Annotated in this window: 2 pseudogenes; both read right to left on the reverse strand. The window is 67.5% G+C overall.

The features are described from left to right. A pseudogene (locus WDC87_RS21860) lies at nt 1–301 on the reverse strand (dolichyl-phosphate-mannose--protein mannosyltransferase); the annotation flags it as partial. A 23-nt stretch (nt 302–324) separates the two neighbouring features. Further along, a pseudogene (locus WDC87_RS21865) lies at nt 325–760 on the reverse strand (16S rRNA (cytosine(967)-C(5))-methyltransferase); the annotation flags it as partial.

A 760-nucleotide genomic window follows, 5' to 3' on the forward strand; every position in this document is an offset into this window, starting at 1 on the left:
CGCACCACAGCGTGCCCAATGCGGCCAGCAGCGAGGGCAGCAGGAAGGCCACGCGCCAGTGGGCAACCAGGCCATACAGCGAGGCCTGCCACCACATCAGCATCGGCGGCTTGTCCGAATACAGCTCGGTACCGCGATGCGGGAACAACCAGTAACCGCTGTCGACCATCTGCCTGGCCACCAGCGCGACGCGTGGTTCGTCAGAGGGCCACGGATCGCGGAGACCGAGCCCGGCCCCCAGCACCAGCAGGGCCACCACCACGAACAACCACGTCTGGCGCGACGCGTGGGTCTTCAGCATGGGACTCGAAACGGCAGCGGGGGTCAGGCTGCTTTTATCAGACGCGCGTAGAAGAAACCGTCAGCATCGTTGTCACCAGGCAGTCGCTGGCGTGCCACGCCTTCGCAATCCACGCCGAACGCATCGCCCAGCGGCTGCGCCACCGCGTCCGGATGCCACTTCAGGAACGCACGCACCTGATCGATGTTCTCGGCGCGCAGGATCGAGCAGGTGGCGTACAGCAGCACGCCGCCGGGGCGCAGCATCGACCAGCAGGCTTCCAGCAGGCGCGCCTGCACGCCCACCAGTGCATCGACGTCCTCGGCGCGACGGTGGAACATCACATCCGGCTGGCGGCGGATCACGCCCGTGGCCGAACATGGCGCATCCAGCAGGATCGCGTCGAACGGCACGCCGTCCCACCACGAACCGGGATCGCTGGCATCGGCGACCAGGGTCTGCACATGCTCGCCCACACCG

The sequence above is a fragment of the Stenotrophomonas maltophilia group sp. Smal12 genome, from assembly GCF_037079935.1.
Lineage (GTDB): Bacteria > Pseudomonadota > Gammaproteobacteria > Xanthomonadales > Xanthomonadaceae > Stenotrophomonas > Stenotrophomonas sepilia.